This is a genomic window from Kaistia defluvii (assembly GCF_026343955.1).
Classification (GTDB): Bacteria; Pseudomonadota; Alphaproteobacteria; order Rhizobiales; family Kaistiaceae; genus Kaistia; species Kaistia defluvii.
Window position 1 is genome coordinate 129294 of record NZ_JAPKNI010000003.1, and the last position, 18149, is coordinate 147442.

Annotated in this window: 17 protein-coding genes; 11 read left to right on the top strand and 6 right to left on the bottom strand. The window is 66.0% G+C overall.

All coding sequences use genetic code 11. The annotated features are described in order from the left end of the window. Nucleotides 1–80: 80 nt before the first annotated feature. On the bottom strand, nucleotides 81–2462 hold the full coding sequence (locus OSH10_RS08625; RefSeq protein WP_266331312.1) for a DUF3772 domain-containing protein: 2382 nt from the start codon (nucleotides 2460–2462) through the stop codon (nucleotides 81–83). A gap of 192 nt (nucleotides 2463–2654) precedes the next feature. Between OSH10_RS08625 and OSH10_RS08630 the strand changes: the two genes are divergently transcribed. The 8 genes from OSH10_RS08630 (at nucleotide 2655) to OSH10_RS08665 (ending at nucleotide 10618) form a co-directional block, all read left to right on the top strand. Beyond that, nucleotides 2655–3323 carry an exopolysaccharide biosynthesis protein gene (locus tag OSH10_RS08630; protein ID WP_266331313.1) on the top strand — a complete coding sequence of 223 codons (669 nt, stop codon included), beginning with the start codon at nucleotides 2655–2657 and terminating at the stop codon, nucleotides 3321–3323. A 266-nt stretch (nucleotides 3324–3589) separates the two neighbouring features. Continuing rightward, nucleotides 3590–4639 (top strand): LacI family DNA-binding transcriptional regulator, encoded by a 1050-nt coding sequence (locus OSH10_RS08635; RefSeq protein WP_266331314.1) that lies wholly within the window; start codon nucleotides 3590–3592, stop codon nucleotides 4637–4639. A gap of 105 nt (nucleotides 4640–4744) precedes the next feature. Next, nucleotides 4745–5944: an ABC transporter substrate-binding protein gene (locus OSH10_RS08640; protein WP_407660701.1), complete on the top strand. Its 1200-nt coding sequence runs from the start codon at nucleotides 4745–4747 to the stop codon at nucleotides 5942–5944. Between the two features lie 70 nt (nucleotides 5945–6014). Further along, nucleotides 6015–6947, top strand: a complete 933-nt coding sequence (locus OSH10_RS08645) for a carbohydrate ABC transporter permease (protein ID WP_266331316.1) — start codon at nucleotides 6015–6017, stop codon at nucleotides 6945–6947. A gap of 17 nt (nucleotides 6948–6964) precedes the next feature. After that, nucleotides 6965–7825 carry a carbohydrate ABC transporter permease gene (locus OSH10_RS08650; RefSeq protein WP_266331770.1) on the top strand — a complete coding sequence of 287 codons (861 nt, stop codon included), beginning with the start codon at nucleotides 6965–6967 and terminating at the stop codon, nucleotides 7823–7825. A gap of 39 nt (nucleotides 7826–7864) precedes the next feature. Next, a complete protein-coding gene (locus OSH10_RS08655; protein ID WP_266331317.1) occupies nucleotides 7865–9802 on the top strand; it encodes a glycoside hydrolase family 127 protein in 1938 nt (645 codons plus the stop codon). Between the two features lie 161 nt (nucleotides 9803–9963). Next, complete coding sequence (locus OSH10_RS08660; protein ID WP_266331318.1) at nucleotides 9964–10251, top strand: hypothetical protein; 288 nt, start codon at nucleotides 9964–9966, stop codon at nucleotides 10249–10251. 85 nt (nucleotides 10252–10336) lie between these two features. Continuing rightward, on the top strand, nucleotides 10337–10618 hold the full coding sequence (locus OSH10_RS08665; protein WP_266331319.1) for a hypothetical protein: 282 nt from the start codon (nucleotides 10337–10339) through the stop codon (nucleotides 10616–10618). A 19-nt stretch (nucleotides 10619–10637) separates the two neighbouring features. On the opposite strand, the gene OSH10_RS08670 is transcribed toward OSH10_RS08665, so the two are convergent. The 5 genes from OSH10_RS08670 to OSH10_RS08690 form a co-directional block, all read right to left on the bottom strand. Beyond that, entirely contained in the window at nucleotides 10638–11372 is a 735-nt protein-coding gene (locus OSH10_RS08670) for a L,D-transpeptidase (RefSeq protein WP_456077680.1), read from the bottom strand. A 134-nt stretch (nucleotides 11373–11506) separates the two neighbouring features. Then, nucleotides 11507–12175: a dethiobiotin synthase gene (gene bioD, locus OSH10_RS08675; protein ID WP_266331320.1), complete on the bottom strand. Its 669-nt coding sequence runs from the start codon at nucleotides 12173–12175 to the stop codon at nucleotides 11507–11509. Then, nucleotides 12172–13188, bottom strand: coding sequence for a biotin synthase BioB (gene bioB / locus OSH10_RS08680; protein WP_407660692.1), 1017 nt, complete (start codon nucleotides 13186–13188; stop codon nucleotides 12172–12174). Before bioB ends, bioD begins: the two co-directional genes overlap by 4 nt. Next, nucleotides 13185–13751 (bottom strand): biotin transporter BioY, encoded by a 567-nt coding sequence (locus OSH10_RS08685; RefSeq protein ID WP_266331321.1) that lies wholly within the window; start codon nucleotides 13749–13751, stop codon nucleotides 13185–13187. Before OSH10_RS08685 ends, bioB begins: the two co-directional genes overlap by 4 nt. A gap of 91 nt (nucleotides 13752–13842) precedes the next feature. Further along, nucleotides 13843–14511 (bottom strand): GntR family transcriptional regulator, encoded by a 669-nt coding sequence (locus tag OSH10_RS08690; protein ID WP_266331322.1) that lies wholly within the window; start codon nucleotides 14509–14511, stop codon nucleotides 13843–13845. 251 nt (nucleotides 14512–14762) lie between these two features. Between OSH10_RS08690 and OSH10_RS08695 the strand changes: the two genes are divergently transcribed. The 3 genes from OSH10_RS08695 to OSH10_RS08705 all read left to right on the top strand — a co-directional run bounded on the left by OSH10_RS08695 (nucleotide 14763) and on the right by OSH10_RS08705 (nucleotide 17817). Next, complete coding sequence (locus tag OSH10_RS08695; RefSeq protein ID WP_266331323.1) at nucleotides 14763–15728, top strand: GAF domain-containing protein; 966 nt, start codon at nucleotides 14763–14765, stop codon at nucleotides 15726–15728. Between the two features lie 134 nt (nucleotides 15729–15862). After that, nucleotides 15863–17380 (top strand): aldehyde dehydrogenase, encoded by a 1518-nt coding sequence (adh, locus tag OSH10_RS08700; protein WP_266331324.1) that lies wholly within the window; start codon nucleotides 15863–15865, stop codon nucleotides 17378–17380. Between the two features lie 89 nt (nucleotides 17381–17469). Beyond that, a complete protein-coding gene (locus tag OSH10_RS08705; protein ID WP_266331325.1) occupies nucleotides 17470–17817 on the top strand; it encodes a DUF779 domain-containing protein in 348 nt (115 codons plus the stop codon). Nucleotides 17818–18149 lie beyond the last annotated feature (332 nt).

Consider the following 18149-nt stretch of genomic DNA (forward strand, 5'->3'; position numbering starts at 1 on the left):
GGGGGGTAAGGAAAGCGGAGACATCGACATAGTCAAGAAACGCTAACGAACTACGAGCGACGGCAGGAGAGGCAGGCGGCTCAGCCTGGCAGAGCCACCCCCGCTTCCTTCAACCGGCGGAGGATGGCGAACCGCAGCTCCGAACGAACGGTCGCGCCGGTCGCGATATCCGCAAGGTAGCAGCGCAGCTCGAAATCGAGCGCCTTCTCGCCGAAATTCAGGAACAGGACGATCGGCTCGGGATAGCGCAGCACCAGCGCGTGGTCCCTGGCGGCTTCGAGCAGGATGGTCTTCACCACCTCCGCATCGGACAGCTTGCTGACCGTGACCGGCATGATGATGCGGCCCGACCGGTCGCGCAGCACCATGTTCTTGACGACGCCGGTGATCAGGCTCGAATTCGGCACAATGACGGTGGCGCGATCGAACGTCTCGATCTCGGTGGCGCGCACGTTGATGCGCTTGACCGTTCCCTCCTCCGCCCCGACCGTGATCCAGTCGCCGGCGCGGATCGGCCGCTCGGCCAGCAGGATCAGCCCCGAGACGAAATTGTTGACGATCGCCTGCAGTCCGAGACCGATACCGACGGAGAGCGCACCCGCGACGATCGCGATGTTGGAGAGATCCAGGCCAGCATAGCCGAAGGCCAGCGTCGCCGCGCAGATCATGCCGACATAGCCGAAGGTGGTGCGGATCGAGTTGCGCAGGCCCGAATCGAGCCGTGTGGTCGGCAGGAAGCGCGTGTCGAGCCAGCTCTGAAGCGAGCGCGTGACCAGCAGGCCGACGACGAAGACGGCGATACCCGCCATCAGCGTCGACAGCGAGATGGTGATGGACCCGATCTTGAAGCCGAAGAAGAGCTGCCGGATCGTCTCGAACAGCCCCGATGAATCCACGCCCCACTGCGCCACGATGGCCAGACAGGCGAAACCGATCAGCACCAGATGCGCCACGCCATTGGCGAGCACGCCGGCCTGCGTCACCGAACGCGGCGCGAAGCCCACCGAGGAGATCAGGCGGCTGCCGACGACGCCGTCGCGCCGGAAGGAGGCCGCGGTCAGTTCGTCCGTGACCTTTAGCAGCAGATAGAGCAGCGAAATGACGACCGTGACCCAGACCACCTGCGTCGTCAGGAAACGTCCCAGCGCGACATAGCCCATCAGGTTGGCGAGGATCGCGACACCGGCTACCAGGCCCGCGACCATGAGCGCGATCCGACCCAGGCCGTAATCCTCGTCGGCCGGATCGTCAGCTTCCTCCTCCTCGGAATCGTTGCGCCGGGTCAGCGTGCGAACCATGCCGATGACGAGGATCGCTATGATGATCGACAGCATGCCGTCCAGCGCGATGACGAACTGCAGCGATGCCAGCGTCACCTTGGCGAGACTCTGATGGACGATCACAAGTGCTTCCAGCGCGGCGATCGCCACCGAGAAGCGGAAAGCGCGGATGGCGACGGCATCCTCCACCGGTACCAGACGCCAGGACGCGCGCGTCGGCGCCAGCAGCGCCCGCGACACGCCAAAGGCGAGCGAGAAGAATACGATCGCCGCCGTCCCGCCCGTCCACACCAGATCGATGCGATAGGGCATCAGATCCAGCGCCTTCAGGATCGACTGCACGCCGGTCAGCACCACCAGCGGCAGGAAGGCGTTGACCGCGACGATCGCGGCGGCGGACATCACCCTGGTTCGCATGGTCGGTTGCTGGTCGGCGGTTGGCCGGCGCAGCCTGGAAAGCAGGAACCGGCGGCCCGGCACCAGCACCAGGACGATTAGTGCCAGAAGGCTGGCGAAGATCGCGATCACCGAGCGGTCGCCGCGCTTGACGACGACGCTGGCCCATTCATCCGCGATCGAGCCGGAGCGGCTCGCGATCGCGGGCACATCCGTGGCGGCATCGCCCCACAGACCGGGGTCGATCAGGCTGGAATTGCGCTCGAGCAACGCCGCGGTGAAGCGATTGCGCCGACGCTCGCTGATCTGCGAAAGCGTGTAGGAACCATGCGTGGCGACGGCAAGCGCCTGTTTCTGGAAGCCGGTCAGATCCGCCAGCTGTTGCTGCGCCTGCGCCCGGTTCGCCTTGGCAGCGGCCGATTCCGCCGCCTCGGTCGTCTCCGTCGGCTTCAGCTGTTCGAACTGCGTCGTCGCGGCCTCGACCTTGGGCGTCAGTGTGTCGGCAAATGCATTGGCCGCCAGCACGATGTCCGTCGCGTCCTGCTTGTAGCGGCGGAAATCGGCATCGGTCACCCCCGGCTGATCAATGGCGAGATCGATCCGCTCCAGCGTGGCGTTCCAGGTATCGATCTGCTTCTGCGGGTTGTCCGGCTGGGCCCATGCCGCCCCGACCGTCATGACGGCGAGCAGCAGCGTGGCGACAGCCAGGCGCAGATGCGCAGCCAGGCCGGCGCGACGCATGTCGACAAAAGCGGTCTGGCGATGGAAGGAGGCGACGCTGAACAAGCAGATCTCCGGCTAGGCTACGAAGCGCGTCATGCGCCCGCCTGAGCTATAGGAGGAAAGATGACGAGAATAGGGATTTAAGCGGCAATTTGCCGAGGGTGCACGCGCTGTTTGTTCGGTACGTCTGGGGTGGCGCGGCGTCGCCGGCACCCCATATGCGAGCCTCGATCCATCGCAAAGGGACTCCGCCGCTTGCTTCGAGATCAGCCCCCCGAGGAAACCACGGCGGCGTTCTTCCGCACCCGCTCCGCCTCGGCGATTCTGGCCGATCTCGGCTCGGTCCTGACGAAGGACCGGGTGAGCCTCGGCGACATGGTGGACGCGCTTGGCGAAGCCGGGCTCGGCCTGACCATCCTGATGCTGGCCCTCCCCTCCTTCATCCCGATCCCCGGCCTGCCGACCGGCTTCGTCTTCGGCACGGCGCTCGCCATCCTCGCGCTGCAGATCATGACCGGGGCCGACCGGCTGCTGCTGCCGCAATGGCTGCGCCGCCGCAGTCTCCCCAGGGGGCCGGTGGTGAGCGGCGGCGCCTGGATCGCGCCCTGGTTCAAGCGCGTCGAATGGATGCTGCGGCCGCGCTATTCCTTTCTTTCGGGACGGCTGGCCTATTCCATCCTGGCCGTGCCGATCTTCGTGCACGCCGTGATGATCCTGCTGCCGATCCCGCTCGGCAACCAGCTTCCCTCTCTCGCCGTCATCGTCTTCGCCTTCGGGCTGATCGAGCGCGACGGGCTGGCCGTGATCCTTGGCTGGGTGCTGACCGGAATCGCCATCGCCTGGAACTCGGCGATCGTCTTCTTCGGCACAGAACTGTCGTTGTTTCTCTATCGCTGGACGGCGGATCTCTGGGTGTCGGCCTGAGGCGCCGTTCCCCGGACGCGAACCGGCGGCGGGCCCCGGAAGGCTCTCTCCCCCGCGACACGTCTCCTCAAACTTTCTCTGCAACTTGCCCTCGACCGGCTTGCGCGACGAGAAAACTGTGCTAGCCTTGACTGAGAAAAGGTTTTCTCAATAGGCCCGGGCGGCGGGACAATCCCGTCCGCCCTTTTTCTTCCCCGGTTGAGAAAACCTTTTCTCTAAAGAACAGGCCACTGCTCGAACGGATGGCCAGGGTGAGGAACAACGGCATGAGCGACGGCAGCGACAACGTGATTCAGCCCGCCCGCAGGCGGCCTGTGACGTTGCGCGACGTCGCCGAGACGGCCGGCGTCAGCGTCGCCACCGCCTCCAAGGCGCTGAATGACCAGGGCCGCATGACCGTCGAGACGCGGACCCGCATCCGCAGCGTGGCGCTGCAGCTCGGCTTCCGCCCCAACGGCCTTGCCCAGAGCCTGCTGCGCCGGCGCAGCTTCACCGTCGGCCTGCTCACCAACGACACCTATGGCCGCTTCTCTCTGCCGGTGATGGCCGGTGTTTCCGAAGCGCTGCTCGACAATGGCGTCTCGGTCTTCCTGTGCAATGTCGAGGACGACCCGCGCCTCGGCCAGATGCATGTCGACGCCATGCTTGAAAAGCGCGTCGACGGCATCATCGCCTCGGGCAAGCGGCTCGACCGCCACCTGCCGGTCGACCTGTCCAATCTCGGCATCCCGGTGATCTATGCCTTCACCGAACCCGACCCGAACTCCATCGCCTTTGTCTCCGACGATGCCGGCGGGGCCCGCCTCGCCGTCGAGCATTTCGTGGCGCTGGGCCGCCGGCGTATCGTGCATGTCACGGGGCCGGAGACCTTCGAGGTCGTGCACCAGCGCGCCGGCGCCTATCGGGCCGTCCTGGCCGAACGGGGCATGGCGCCGCCGCGCGTGCTGATGGGGCCCTGGTCGGAAGGCTGGGGCCACCAGGCGGTGGCGCAACTCTTCGACGCAGCGGGCGAGAAGCCCGACGCCGTCTTCTGCGGCAACGACCAGATCGCGCGCGGCGTCGTCGATGCGCTGCGCGAGCGCGGACTGCGCGTGCCCGACGATGTCGGCGTCATCGGCTTCGACAATTGGGAGATTGTCGCCGCGGCCACGCGCCCGCCGCTCACCACGGTCGACATGAATCTGACGGCGCTCGGCCGCGAGGCCGGCCTCACCTTGCTTTCGCTCGTCGACGGAAAGCCCGTCGAGCCGGGCATCCGAAAACTGCCGTGCCGGTTGGTGGTGCGTCAGTCATGCGGTCGTCCGCCGGGCGACTAGGGTTACCTGTCACGGTCCCGGGAGGAGCCTGGATCGGACATACAGGGAGGGAAGACCATGAAAAGACTGACAAGCCTGCTGGCGGCAACCGCCACGCTGCTTTCGATGACGGCGCTCGCCTCGGCGGCCGAAACCGCCAATATCTGGGTCCGTGCCGACGGCTCCAATTTCATGCCGCAGATCGTCGAGGCCTTCAACAAGAGCCACGAGAACCAGATCAAGCTCGACATCATCCCCAACGCCGAACTGGTCCAGAAATACGCGACCTCGGCGGCGGGCGGCACCGCGCCGGACGGCCTTTCGCTCGACCTGATCTACACGCCGGCCTTCGCCGCCGCCGGCCAGCTCGAGGACATCACCGACTGGGCGAAATCACTGCCCTATTTCAAGGATCTGTCACCGGCGCATGTGAAGACCGGCACCTACAAGGACAGGATCTACGGACTGCCCTTCTCGGCCGACAGCTCCGTGCTGATCTGGAACAAGAAGCTGTTCAAGCAGGCCGGCCTCGATCCCGATAAGGGTCCGACCAACTTCGCCGAGATCGCGGCGGATGCCGAGAAGGTCGCCGGGCTCGGCGGCGACATCAAGGGCTTCTACTTCTCCGGCGCCTGCGGCGGCTGCAACATCTTCACCTTCACCCCGCTGATCTGGGCTTCGGGCGGCGACATCCTGAGCGAGGATGGCTCGAAGGCGACGCTCGACACGCCGCAGATGCGCGACGCCATCGCGCTCTATCGCGGCATGGTCGACAAGGGCCTGGTCCCCGAAGGCGCCAAGACCGATAGCGGCGCCAACTTCTTCGCCGCCTTCGCCGCGGGCAATATCGGCATCGCGCCGTCCGGCGCCTTTGCCATCGGCGCGCTCAACACCCAGTACAAGGACATCGACTACGGCGTGACCTTCCTGCCAGGCAAGGACGGCGGCTCGTCGTCCTTCGCCGGCGGTGACAATTTCGTCGTCACCAAGGGCACTCCGAAGCTGGCCGTGCTGAAGGAATTCCTTGATTACGCCTATTCGCTCGAGGGCCAGACGCTGCTCGCCAGCCGCGGCAGCCTTCCCGTCCGTGGCGACCTCGCCAAGGAAGCGCTGAAGGATCTAGATCCGCGCTACCAGGTCGCGGCCGAGGCGATGGCCAAGGGCCGGACCCCGTACAGCGTCGTCTTCAACGACATCATCAACAGCGCCAACGGCCCCTGGGCCCAGATGGTCAACGAAGTGTTCTTCGGCGACGACGTCGATGGCGCGCTCGCCAATGCGCAGGAAACGATGCAGGGCATCATCGACGCCGGCACCGGCCAGTAAGGCCACTCGATCGGCGGGGGCGCGGTTGCGCCTCCGCCGTCCGCCAGCCTCGCTCGCGAAGGAAATATCCATGTCCTCGATCACGGCCAAGGCGGGCGCCATGCCCTCCCAGCCCGTCCGCCGACGCGCGAAAGTCGACCGCAGCCACTGGGTCGGCCTCCTCTACATCGCCCCGGCCATCCTCCTGGTGACGGTGTTCTTCGTGATCCCGCTCGGCATGACCGCCTGGATGTCGCTGCACAACTGGCCGCTGATGGGCCAGCACCGCTTCATCGGGCTCGACAACTACCTCGCGATCACCAAGGACACGCGCTTCTGGAACGCCCTCAAGTTCACGCTCTACTATACGGTGATCGTCACCATCGCGATCTTCGCGGTCGCCTTCCCACTGGCGCTCTTCGTCGAGAAGCCACGGCCGATGGCGAGCGTCTATCGCACGGCCTTCTTCATGCCCGTGGTCGTCGGCTTCGCCTCGGCCAGCCTGCTCTGGGCCTGGCTGCTCAATGTCGATAGCGGCCTGTTCAGCCCGGCGGCGCAGCAACTCGGCCTGACGGAAAAGAAGTTCAACCTGATCGCCACCTTCAACCCGGCCTTCTGGTCGATCATCGTCATGGTGGTGTGGAAGGTGGCCGGCTTCACCATGGTCATCCTGATGACCGGATTGCAGTCGATCCCGACCGAATTGCAGGAAGCCGCCAAGATCGACGGCGCCAATGCCTGGCAGCGCTTCCGCACCATCACCCTGCCGCTGATGCGCCGGACCGTGGCGCTTGCGCTGATCCTTTCGGTCGCCGGCTCGATCCTCGCCTTCGACCAGTTCTACATCCTGCTGCGCGGCGGCCCGCGCAATTCGACGATCACGGCGGTGTACTGGATTTTCAACCAGTCCTTCGTCTCGTTCAAACTCGGCTATGGCGCGGCGCTGTCCATGGTGCTGCTGGTCATCCTCGTCGTGCTGAGCCTGATCCAGCTCCGGCTGCTGCGTAACCCGGAGGGCACATGATGGCCAAGGCATCTTCCATGGCGAAGACCAAGCACGGCGAGGGCGGCCTTTCCGCCCGCCTCGTCGGCGAGCACGGCATCGGCCTGTTCCTCTCGATCCTGTTCATCGCGCCGATCGCCTGGGCGATCCTGTCGACCTTCAAGCCGCCGGCCGAGGCGCGGCTGCCACCGATCCCGCCCTGGCCGACCACCGGCTTCTCGCTCGAAAATTATGTGACGCTCGACAGCTTCGGCGCCGGGCTCTGGCACTCGGCCCAGAACAGCATCTTCGTCGCCGGTTCCAGCGTCGTGCTGACGGCGGTGATCAGCCTGCTGGCCGGCTATGGCTTCTCGCGCTTCCGCTTCCCGTTCAAGAACCTGTTCTTCATCCTGATCCTGTCGACGATCATGATCCCGTTCCAGTCGATCCTGACGCCGATCTTCCTGATCCTCTCCTGGCTCGGGCTGCAGAACACGCTGACCGGGCTCATCCTCGTCTATGTGACACTGCAGATGCCGTTCTCGATCTTCATGATGCGCAACGCCTTCGACGCGGTGCCGAAGGAGATCGAGGAGGCCGCCCGCATCGACGGCGCCACCAATTTCGCGCTGCTGACCAAGGTGATGTTGCCGCTGGTCTGGCCCGGCGTGGTGACGGTGGGGCTCTTCGCCTTCCTCAACACCTGGAACGAGTTCCTCGCCGCCCTCGTGCTGATGACCGACCAGGGCAAGTTCACCCTGCCGATCATGATGACCGCCGTGCAGTCCGGCCGCTTCGGCGCCGTCGACTGGGGCGCCGTGCAGGCGGGCGTCACCGTGATGATGATCCCCTGCCTGATCCTCTTCCTGCTGCTGCAGCGCTACTACATCCGCGGCCTGACGGCCGGCGCGGTGAAGTAGCCCCCCCGAACTCAAGCTTCCAATGAACAGGAGTCTTCCATGAGTGCCCTGCCATCCGCCGCCCACGACGTGCCGCGCGCCCGTTTTCGTCCGCCCGCAGTTCCCCAGGTCGAAGTCCGCGGCTTCTGGGGCGCGCGCGTCGACGCCGTCGCCGACAAGACCGCCGACATCCTCTACCAGCGCTGCGTCGAGGCGGGCATGCTCGACCAGATCGACCCGGACCGGCCGGTGCCGGCGCTGCGTATCCCGTTCCACCCGAACGGCACAGTGACGATGCAGATGTTCTGGGATTCCGATCTCGGCAAGACGATCGAGACGGCGGCCTATTGCGTCTATCGCAAGCCCAATCCCGCGCTCGAGGCCAAGATCGACGCGGTGATCGACATGTTCGAAAAGCTGCAGCAGGAAGACGGCTACCTGTCGAGCTGGTACCAGCGCATGGAGCCCGGCAAGCGCTGGACCAATCTGCGCGACTGCCACGAACTCTATTGCGCCGGCCATCTGATCGAGGGCGCCGTCGCCTATTACCAGGCGACCGGCAAGCGCAAGCTGCTCGACGTCATGTCGCGCTATGCCGACCATATCGGCACCGTGTTCGGCCCCAATCCAGGCCAGAGGAAGGGCTATTGCGGCCATGAGGAGCTGGAGCTGGCGCTGGTCAAGCTCGCCCGCGTCACCGGCAACCACAAATACATGGATCTCGCCAAGTACATGGTCGACCAGCGCGGCCAGCAGCCGCACTATTTCGACGAAGAGGCGAAGGCGCGGGGCGCCGATCCGTCCGAGTATCACTTCAAGAACTACGAGTACAACCAGGCGCACAAGCCGGTGCGCGAGCAGGACAAGGTCGTCGGCCACGCCGTCCGCGCCATGTATCTCTATGCCGGCATGGCCGATGTCGCGACGGAATATGGCGATGACGACCTGCGCAAGGCGCTCGATCGGCTCTGGGACGATTTGAACTCGAAGCGGCTCTATGTCACCGGCGGCCTCGGCCCGTCGGCCGATAATGAGGGCTTCACCTCGGACTACGACCTGCCGAACGAGACGGCTTATGCCGAGACCTGCGCCGCCGTGGGCCTCGCCTTCTGGGCCAACCGCATGCTAGGCATGGGCCCGAACACGCGCTATGCCGACGCCATGGAACTGGCGCTCTACAACGGCTCGATCTCCGGCCTGTCGCTCGACGGTTCGCTGTTCTTCTACGAGAACCCGCTCGAGAGCCGCGGCGGCCACAATCGCTGGAAGTGGCACCGCTGCCCGTGCTGCCCGCCGAATATCGGCCGCATGGTCGCATCGATCGGCACCTACATGTACGGCCAGGCCGAGGGCGAAGTCGCCGTTCACCTCTATTGCGACTCGACCGCGACACTCGACATCGGCAGTGCCGAGGTCAAGCTGACCCAGAACACCCGCTATCCCTGGGACGGCGCGATCGGCATCACCGTCGATGTCGACAAGCCGACCCGTTTCGCGCTCAACCTGCGGATCCCGGCCTGGTGCCGCAAGGCGACGCTTTCGGTCAATGGCGCGCCGATCGATCTCAAGGGAGTGACCGAGGACGGCTATGCGCGGATCGAGCGCGAGTGGAAGGCCGGCGACGCCGTCCAGCTCGATCTCGACCTCACCGTCGAGCAACTGCATGCCCATCCGGAGGTCCGCCAGGACGTCGGACGCGTCACGCTGAAGCGCGGGCCGCTGGTCTATTGCCTGGAAGGCATCGACAACCCGCTGTCGCTGAACCGCATCCGCGTTCCCGCCGCATCGAGCTTCACGGCCAATTTCGAGCCGGGCCTGCTCGAAGGCGTCGTGACGCTGGCGGCCGAGGCGGAAGCGGATGCCACGGGCGACTGGAACGGCGATCTCTACCGGATCGCCCCGCCCCAGACCGAGACCGTGCCGATCAAGGCCGTTCCCTACTATGCCTGGGACAATCGCGAACCCGGCGAAATGCTGGTCTGGCTGCGCGGCGGCTAGTTCGACCGGCCCGAACCGGACCGACAAAGGTAGGGCGTCGCGACCGCAAGGTCGTGGCGCTCTTCTCGTTGGGGGAGAGACAGGAATATCCTCGCCAGCCGAATTGCCAGACGCTGCGCAAACCCGCATCAAAGATGCGACGAGGCGGGCGAGAGCGATCGATGCTGGAAGAGGTGGACTTCACCGGCCGATGGGAGATCTTCCGCGATCAGCCGGGGAACGGCTGGATCGACTGGCCCGGCGGCCCGGCCCCCTTCGACAGCGGCACGGTCGACGTCCGGTTGCGCTCGGGCCGCCTGATTCTCTATCGCAGCCCCATCGGGATTGGCGGCCGACCGACGCCGGGCGGTGGCTGGCTTCATACCGGCGAGCGGACGGATATCGTCGCCTATCGCCGCCACTTAGAACCGACACGGCTTGGAACGGAAGACGACGTCCTGCCGTTCTAGCTGACGACCGCCGCACCGGCTCTGGCGCGGCAGGCGTTCTTGTCTATGCTCGGCGAAACTTTGCGTCGCACAGGGGTTATCAGCGGTGTTCTTTCTCGTTCGTATGGCGGTGTTCTACTGCGTGATCGGCGTCGCCATCCTGCTTGTGCAGCTCAGCTTCACCACCTGCGAACGGCCACTCGTGCTGGATGACGGCACCAGTGCGACGCATGGCCCGATCGAACTCGGCCGCATCGGCAAGGACAGCGACTACACCAAGCAGCTCGCCAAGGACGTGGTGTTCTGGGGCCCCCGCGCCTTCGACTTCGTGATCAAGGGCGACGTGTCGGTGAAGAACTTCCTGTTCGCCACCGACTGCAAGCGCTGAGGCGCGGCCGGCTCCCGCTTCAGATCACGACCAGCGACGTCTTCGACGGCACCCGGTCGTAGAGATCGATGACGTCCTGGTTGAACATCCGCACGCAGCCGGAAGACGCCGACTTGCCGATCGTGCGCCATTCCGGCGAACCATGGATACGGTAAAGCGTATCGGCGCCGTCCTTGTAGATGTAGAGGGCGCGGGCGCCGAGCGGGTTCTGCAACCCGGGCGGCATGCCGGTGCGCCATTTCTCCAGCTCGGGCTTGCGGCCGATCATGGCGGAGGGCGGAGTCCAGGTCGGCCATTTCCGCTTCCACTGCACGACCGCGCGGCCTTTCCAGGAATAGCCCTGGCGGCCGAGGCCCACGCCGTAGCGCATCGCCTTGCCGTCCTTCAGCACGAGATAGAGGTGCTTTTCCTTGGTGTTGACCACGAGGGTGCCGGGCGCCTCGCCGGTCGGATCGTCGACCAGTTGGCGCAGATATTTGGGATCCACGGCGTCGTGGCGAATGGCCGGCAGCTTGAAGTCGCCATCGGTGACGGCCGCATACATCCGCGCATAGTCGCTGCCACCGGAAACCGGCTCGGCGGCGGCAGCGACCGGCTCGGCCGCCGCCGGGGCGGAAGACAGCCCCGGCGCCAACGGCGCGAGGCTCGTCTCCACGCCGGCCTGCTTCGGCACTTGCGCGCAGGCGGCAAGCGCCGAAATGCCGACAAGGGACATGCCGGTCAGGAACGACCGGCGCGATAGAACGGAAGACACGGGAACGGAAACCTTGGAAATGGACGGGAGCGGTCAGGCGCAGCGCACGGACCTTGGCCCGCCTCCTACCAGAGGGAATGCGGCGCGTATGTGATGGCGGCCCGCAACGCAGCCATGCAGGGGCGCATCGGCAGCTACAGTTGCGGAAACATCACACTTCCGTCCCCGCCCGGTGCCACGTCGAAGCTCGCGCCAAAGCCCTGGCGGAACGATCGGCGCAGCGACTCGGCCGACAGCTGCGGAAGCCGGGGCAGCCGGCCGAGGATACGGACGCAACCGATCCCGGCGATCGCCTGCTCCGTCTCGGGCTCGGCCTCGCCAACGAACGCGACGCCGAGAAGCGGAACGGCGCGATGGCGAAGCGCCTCCAGCGACAGCAGCGTGTGATTGATCGTGCCAAGCGACGTTCGGGCGCACAGCACGACCGGCAAGCGCCAGCGCGCAAAGACGTCGGCGAAGGTCTCCGTCGGGGTCAGGGGCACCAGGACGCCGCCCGCGCCTTCGATGACGAGCGGCCGGGGCGTCGCCGGCGGCCTTAAGGCAGCAGGCACGATCGAGATGCCTTCGCTCGCCGCGGCATGGTGCGGCGAAGCTGGCAGTTGCAGCCGGAACGCCTCGGCATGGATGCGATCGGCGCCCGCCTCGGCGAGACGGGCGACCACGTCGCCATCCGTCTCGCCGTCGAGCCCCGCCTGCACCGGCTTCCAGTAATCCGCCGCCAGCAGCCCGACGAGACCGGCCGAGAAGACCGTCTTGCCCACGCCGGTATCGGTGCCGGTGACGACGATGCGAGGCGGAGTCAACCCGGGCGAGCCGGGACAACGGCAGCACGCATGCCAAGCTTCGCCAGAAGCTCGGCATCCTGCTGGCGTTGCGGGTTGCCAGTGGTGAGCAGCATGTCACCGGTGAAGATCGAATTGGCCCCGGCAAGGAAACAGAGCGCCTGGGTCTCAGCGCTCATGACATGACGTCCCGCCGACAGGCGCACGACGCTTTCCGGCATCAGGATGCGCGCCAGCGCCACCAGCCGGACGAAGTCGATCGGGTCGACCCGCTCGCCCGTGTCCATCACCGGCGTTCCCCGGATCTCGCTCCACATATTGATGGGAACGCTTTCTGGCGGCGGATCCAGATTGGCAAGAAGGACGAGCATGCCGATCCGGTCGGCAATCGTCTCGCCCATGCCGACGATGCCACCCGAGCAGACCCGGATGCCGCCCTGACGGACCAGGGACAGCGTCTCGAGACGGTCTTCCATGGTCCGTGTGGTGATGATCTCGGGATAGAATTCGCGCGAGGTATCGATGTTGTGGTTGTAGAAATCGAGCCCGGCTTCGCGCAGCCGTCCGACCTGGTGCGGCGTCAGCATGCCGAGCGTCACGCAGGTCTCCAGCCCGAGGGCGCGGACGCCGCCGATCATCGCGCATACCTTGTCCATGTCGCGATCCTTGGGGCTCCGCCATGCCGCGCCCATGCAGAACCGGGTCGCGCCGCCCTCCTTTGCCCGCCGCGCCGCGGCGACGACGCGCTCGACTTCCATCAGCTTCGTCGCCGCGACGCCGGTGTCGTAGCGAGCACTTTGCGAGCAATAGCCGCAATCCTCCGGACATCCTCCGGTCTTGATGCTGAGCAGGCTTGCCTGCTCGATCTCGGCCGGATCGAAATGCTGGCGATGCAGGCTCTGGGCCCGAAACATCAGCTCCGGGAACGGCAAGGCGAAGAGCTCCGCCGCCGCCTCCGCCGTCCATGCCAGACAGGGCTTCTCCGCCAGCGTCGCAGGCGGGGAAACCGTCACGGTGCCGCCACTCCCGATCATCGGCCGATCGTCCCGACAAAGCGGGCAGGCACGATGGCAGCGCCGAGCGCGACCATGGCGATATTGATCAGATCGCCGAGAATGAACGGCGTGAAGCCGAGCGTCAGAATGTCCCGGGCCGGCACGAACATGCCGAGCCAGGGCAGACCGATGGCATAGGTGACGGCAAGGCCGGAGAGCATGGCGAGCGTGCGGCCCAGCGTCTTGCGCCCCTCGGCCAGCGCGCCGGTGACCCAGCTCGCCGTCAGATAGCCGAGCAGATATCCGCCGGTCGGCCCCACCATGTAGGCAAGGCCGATGCCGCGCTCCGGCGAATCCGAGAAGACGGGCATGCCGGCGGCGCCGACAGCGAGATAGCCGAAGAAGGTCGCCGTCGCGAGACGCGGACCGGCGGCGATCGCGATCGCCATGACGGCGAGCGTGTGCAGCGTCATGGGCACCGGCCAGGACGGGATATGGATCTTAGCGCAGAGGGTGATCAGCGCAATGCCGATCGCCACGACCGCGGCAGGGCGGACCAGCGTCCGCACGTTGCGGGATGTCGGGTTGAGAACCGAGTTCATGCCGTCTCCGGGAAAATTATAGATAATAATCAAGTCTATCTATAATAGAATCCATAACGGGTGACGATTCGCAACTCACTATCTATAATTCTTAGCCAACGATAGCGAAGGCCTCGCGAACCTTGCCACCGGAGGCCGGGACCGGGCGCCGGCCAATCCACTGCACATGGCCCGCCAGCGTCGAGCAGGCGGCATCGACCTGCCGGCTGCGCAAGGCTGCGAGGATCGCGCGATGATCGTGATCTGTCCGCGCCTCCCAATCGGCGCGCCACGCGGCGAACAGGAAGCGCGCGCTTGCCGCATGCAGGTCGTCGATCGAGGCCAGCAGGCGCGGCATGGCGCAGGGGGTCAGAATCAGGCGATGAAAGCTTCGGTTCGCCTCTTCCCAGGAGCGGACGTCGCGCGATTCGTCTCCCGCCTTCGTCGCCGCCTCGGCTTCGTCGAGAATGGCGGCCGTCAGATTGGGGGCGGCGTGGCGCAACGCCAGGACCTCCAGCGCGGCGCGCATTTCCGCCACTTCCTTGACTTCGGCCAGGTTGAACGAGGCAACCCGCACCCCCCGGCGCGGCTCGCTGACAGCAAGGCCCTGCGCCTCCAGCCGGCGAAACGCCTCGCGGACCGGCACATGGCTGGCGCCGAATTCCTCTGCGACATGGTCCTGCCGCAGCCGCGATCCCGGCTCGATCTGGCCCGCTATGATGCGATCGGCCAGTGCGCGACTGATCCGGACCGCCAAGGTCTCTTCTTTCGGCTTGCTCATGTTTTATAGATAATTTCCGGTGCGATCCTTGTCGATGGTCCATCCACCCGCTTTCGCGCCAATATTCCGCCGCCGGCCGCGCGCCTCCTGTCCGTATTTTCAGCCGCAGGTTGTTCGACGATCCGCAAGATGGCAATCTTGCCGATATTCCCGCGGACGGTCCGGTAAGACCCCGATCGAGGCGGACGGGCCGCCCCAAATACGCCGATATGGGAAGCGACGCTGAAGCAGAAGCCATCTGGGAGGAGGCCATGTCGAAGCCGGAAATCGTACAGCATGCCGACAGGATTCAGCTCGCCATCCGATCGGGCGAGGCAGCGACGTCGGCGCTGGTCGCATCCTGGCAGCGCTCCGTCCGGCTGCATCAGCTCGACCCGGCTGAACGCCGGCAACCGACCCGTCTCGGCGAGCAGGAGTTGGCGGTCGCGCGGCAGCGCATGGAGCCGCTGCTGCGCGCGGCTCAGTCGAGCCTGGACAGGCTCTATCTCGCCGTGGGCGGCATGGGCTGCTGCGTCCTGCTCGCGGATGCCGACGGGATGCCGGTGGAGCGCCGCTGCGGCGACGCCGACGCCGACACCTTCGAAGACTGGGGCCTCTGGACGGGATGCATCTGGAGCGAGGAGAGCGAAGGCACCAATGGCATCGGCACCTGCCTCGTCGAGCAGCGCGCCCTGACCATCCACCGCAACCAGCATTTCTACTCGCGCAATACCGCACTCTCCTGCACCACGGCGCCGATCTTCGACCATGAAGGCCGCCTGGCCGCCGCGCTGGACGTTTCCTCCTGCCGCACCGACCTGACCGAGGAACTCGTCAATCTCGTCGCCATCGCCGTCGGCGAGGCGACGCGGCGGATCGAGGCCGAGAATTTCCGCCTGGCCTTCCCCGATGCCCGCATCCTGGTCGCGCCGACCGCGGAGTGGTCGCCGAGCGCGCTGCTCGCGATCGACAGGGATGACATCGTCATCGGCGCCACCCGCGCCGCGCGCCATGCCTACCGCCATCGCGAAGCCCTGATCGGCCAGCCCCTACCCCTCGGCGACCCCGCCAACGAAACCCGATTCGACGACGGATTGCGGCATGCCGAGCGGATCATCCTGGAAAGGGCCCTGCTGCGCTCCGGCGGCAATGTGACGGCGGCGGCCCGCAACCTCGGCGTCTCGCGCGCCACCCTGCACCGCAAGCTGGGCAAACTCGGCCTCGAACGTCCCCACTGAGTATTGCACTGCACAGTGTCGCAAAGCTGAGACAGTTGCACGTCCCAACCCTTTGCAGCCGGGCTGACAGAAGCCGCCGGAGGGCCGACCTTTCTCTCATGACGCCGTTCAAGCGTCGACCAAGGGAGGTCTTCATGAACAAGCCGGAATTCACCCGCGCCACCAAGGCGCCATTCGCACCCCGCTACGACAACTATATTGGCGGCAAGCGCGTCCCGCCCGTATCGGGCCGCTATTTCGACAACACGTCCCCGGTCAACGGCCGTGTGCTGTGCGAGATCGCGCGCTCCGAGGCCGCCGACATCGAGCTGGCGCTGGACGCCGCCCATGCCGCCAAGGACGCCTGGGGCCGCACCAGCGCCGCTGAGCGCGCGCTGATGCTGAACCGCATCGCCGACGTCATGGAAGAAAACCTCGCGACGCTGGCGCTGGCGGAGACCTGGGACAACGGCAAGCCGATCCGCGAGACGACCGCCGCCGACATGCCGCTCGCGATCGACCATTTCCGCTACTTCGCCGGCGCCGTCCGCGCCCAGGAAGGCGGCATTTCCGAGATCGACCATGACACGGTCGCCTATCATTTCCACGAGCCGCTCGGCGTCGTCGGCCAGATCATTCCGTGGAACTTCCCGATCCTGATGGCCGTGTGGAAGCTGGCGCCCGCACTCGCCGCCGGCAATTGCGTCGTACTGAAGCCGGCGGAACAGACGCCCGCCTCGATCCAGGTCCTGCTCGACCTGATCGACGGCATTCTGCCGCCGGGCGTCCTCAACGTCGTCAGCGGCTTCGGCCTCGAGGCCGGCAAGCCGCTCGCCTCCAGCCCGCGCATCGCCAAGATCGCCTTCACCGGCGAGACGACGACCGGCCGGCTGATCATGCAATATGCCTCGCAGAACCTGATCCCGGTGACGCTCGAACTCGGCGGCAAGTCGCCGAACATCTTCTTCGCCGACGTCGCGGCCGAGGACGACGATTTCCTCGACAAGGCGATCGAGGGCTTCGTGATGTTCGCGCTCAACCAAGGCGAGGTATGCACCTGCCCGAGCCGCGCGCTGATCCACGAGAAGATCTATGACCGCTTCATGGAGAAGGCGCTGAAGCGCGTCGCGGCGATCCAGCAGGGCGACCCGCTCGATCCCGCCACGATGATCGGCGCCCAGGCCTCCAGCGAGCAGCTGGAAAAGATCCTCTCCTATCTCGACATCGGCAAGAAGGAAGGCGCCGAGCTGCTGATCGGCGGCGAGCGCAACGAACTGCCGGGCGACCTCGCCGGCGGCTACTACGTCAAGCCGACCGTCTTCCGCGGCCACAACAAGATGCGCATCTTCCAGGAGGAGATCTTTGGACCGGTTGTCTCCGTCACCACCTTCAAGGATGATGCGGAAGCGCTCTCGATCGCCAACGACACGCTCTACGGCCTCGGCGCCGGCATCTGGACGCGCGACGGCAACCGCGCCTACCGCTTCGGCCGGGCGATCCAGGCCGGCCGCGTGTGGACCAATTGCTACCACGCCTATCCGGCGCATGCGGCCTTCGGCGGCTACAAGCAGTCCGGCATCGGGCGCGAGAACCACAAGATGATGCTCGATCACTACCAGCAGACCAAGAACATGCTGGTCAGCTACTCGCCGAAAAAGCTGGGCTTCTTCTGACAGGGCTCCTCCCCAGACTAGCACCGCGCGGGCGCTCCGCGCGGTGCCTTTTCCAGCGGGATCGCCAGGAAGCGCAAATGGAGGCCGTCATGGAACAGCATTCCGAAGACCGTGTCACCGCGACCCCGGCGGCACGAGAACTGCTCGACGAGATCATCGCCGATCACGGTCCGGTCCTGTTCCATCAATCCGGCGGCTGCTGCGACGGCTCGTCGCCCATGTGTTATCCGCGCGGTGATTTCATCCTCGGTGACCGCGACGTGCTGCTCGGCACGATCGGCGACACGCCTTTCTATATCGGCGCCGCGCAATATGAGGTCTGGAAACACACGCAACTGACGATCGACGCGATCAACGGCCGGGGCGGCATGTTTTCGCTCGACAATGGCCGCGAGCGCCGCTTCCTCGTCCGTTCGGATGTCTGTGCCGTCGGTTGAGCCGATACCTGCGCGATCAGGGTCCGGGTAGCCGGATCGCCTCGTGAAAGACATTGGCGCTCGCCTGCTCCAGCAGCCGGTTCATCTGCCGCAATACGGCTTGGGAACGCCGCAGCGCGACCGCGACCTCCGCGAGCCTCGCCTCCGTCGCGTCGCCAGGGCCGTCAGCCGAGACGGGTATGGGAGTGCCTGCGTTTTCCATGGAGAGCAGTTTATCGACCCGGCGACCGAGCCGGTCCAGTGTCCACCGTCACAGCCCATCGCCTCTTTCCCACCGCAGCGGGCCGGCGGGGCTCACGACCGTCGATCGCCGCCCCGGGGCTGGGACGATG

What these genes read in the sequence shown, in the direction of transcription:
- OSH10_RS08635 (WP_266331314.1), top strand. Translation starts at nt 3,590, where the DNA reads ATGAGCGACGGCAGCGACAACGTGATTCAGCCCGCCCGCAGGCGGCCT.
- OSH10_RS08695 (WP_266331323.1), top strand. Translation starts at nt 14,763, where the DNA reads ATGTCGAAGCCGGAAATCGTACAGCATGCCGACAGGATTCAGCTCGCC.
- OSH10_RS08640 (WP_407660701.1), top strand. Translation starts at nt 4,745, where the DNA reads ATGACGGCGCTCGCCTCGGCGGCCGAAACCGCCAATATCTGGGTCCGT.
- OSH10_RS08650 (WP_266331770.1), top strand. Translation starts at nt 6,965, where the DNA reads ATGGCGAAGACCAAGCACGGCGAGGGCGGCCTTTCCGCCCGCCTCGTC.
- OSH10_RS08705 (WP_266331325.1), top strand. Translation starts at nt 17,470, where the DNA reads ATGGAACAGCATTCCGAAGACCGTGTCACCGCGACCCCGGCGGCACGA.
- OSH10_RS08660 (WP_266331318.1), top strand. Translation starts at nt 9,964, where the DNA reads ATGCTGGAAGAGGTGGACTTCACCGGCCGATGGGAGATCTTCCGCGAT.
- OSH10_RS08645 (WP_266331316.1), top strand. Translation starts at nt 6,015, where the DNA reads ATGTCCTCGATCACGGCCAAGGCGGGCGCCATGCCCTCCCAGCCCGTC.
- OSH10_RS08690 (WP_266331322.1), bottom strand. Translation starts at nt 14,511, where the DNA reads ATGAGCAAGCCGAAAGAAGAGACCTTGGCGGTCCGGATCAGTCGCGCA.
- bioB (WP_407660692.1), bottom strand. Translation starts at nt 13,188, where the DNA reads ATGATCGGGAGTGGCGGCACCGTGACGGTTTCCCCGCCTGCGACGCTG.
- OSH10_RS08655 (WP_266331317.1), top strand. Translation starts at nt 7,865, where the DNA reads ATGAGTGCCCTGCCATCCGCCGCCCACGACGTGCCGCGCGCCCGTTTT.
- OSH10_RS08685 (WP_266331321.1), bottom strand. Translation starts at nt 13,751, where the DNA reads ATGAACTCGGTTCTCAACCCGACATCCCGCAACGTGCGGACGCTGGTC.
- adh (WP_266331324.1), top strand. Translation starts at nt 15,863, where the DNA reads ATGAACAAGCCGGAATTCACCCGCGCCACCAAGGCGCCATTCGCACCC.